The sequence below is a fragment of the Pseudoxanthomonas sp. LjRoot204_2 genome (assembly GCF_056175765.1).
This window is the reverse complement of sequence record NZ_JBGFFG010000727.1, coordinates 1-1,061: the sequence shown is the minus strand read 5'-3', so window position 1 is coordinate 1,061 and position 1,061 is coordinate 1. Positions and strand designations below refer to the sequence as shown.

Genomic DNA, 1,061 nt, shown 5'->3' with positions numbered 1-1,061 from the left:
TGCGTCAATCAAGAAAGCCCGAGCGGAGCGAAGCTGGGCTTCTGCCCTTGCGACATGCTGCTGAGTTGAGGGGCGCTCTGCCAGAAGACGGGCGCTGCCTTGGGGCGTCTTTTTTGTTGCGAGCTCTATCAAGCTGTCGATGGCAAGACGCGCAATGCCGAGCGCTACCGCCGCAATGCCGACGCCCAGAATGCAAAACACCGGAAACTTGAACAACGCACCTGGGATCGGCACGTCGGTAAGGATGGATGCGGACAGGCCGGCAGGCACGAATGCATCTTTGACGCTGTATTCATTGCTACCTGTTCCGCGCAAACCGAGCGTGTGCCACGTGTCGGCTATCGAAACTTGCTCCGCCCGAAAAACCATGGAACGATTTTCGAGTGTTCCGTCCGCCAATTTTTCTGGTTTTCCGTCCTCGCCCAAAATCATGCACCCACCGGTGATGAAATCGGCGTTGTACGAGGCGGAGCCCCACATCCAACTGCCATTCACCAGGAAGCCGGATACCCCGTCGACCACCGTGCGGACCGCAGTCCCGCGGGGCGCGAATACGCCCGCCATCTTGATGTTCGGGTTCTCGAACAGTAATTTCGCTTCGGGACCGGGAAGATAGCCCCCGATGATGGTCGACGTGTTCGAGATAAACGTGCACCATGCCGCCGCAGCATTGGCTTGCGCCAGCTTTTCTACGACGGCCACGAATGTATGTACGTCCGCCTCCAGACCGCCGAGCGCGCGTGGAACGAACATTCGATAGAGGCCGGCCTGAGCCAGTCTTTCGGCAAGTTCGTTCGGCAGATGTCGTTCTTTTTCTACGGTGTCGTTTGCCGCTTGCAAGAGGGGGGTCAATTCTTGGCATGCGTAGAGCAGTTCATCACGCTGCGTCAACTCGGATGGTTCGTAATCAAACGTCATGGGTAATCCTTCGTTCGTTGGCGGATAGAGATTTCGCAATCACGCGCCGATCACCGCACTGGTGCCGCCATCGACAACAATGGCATGCCCGGTCATGTGTTTTCCGGCTGCAGAAGCCAGCAAAAGAGCAGCGCCTTTGAGGT

General features: G+C 57.6%; 1 protein-coding gene. It reads right to left on the bottom strand.

The genetic code is table 11. The annotated features are described in order from the left end of the window. A partial coding sequence (locus tag AC04L7_RS19430; RefSeq protein WP_475513808.1) for an acyl-CoA dehydrogenase family protein occupies nt 1–918 on the bottom strand: 918 nt, incomplete at its 3' end. Nucleotides 919–1,061 lie beyond the last annotated feature (143 nt).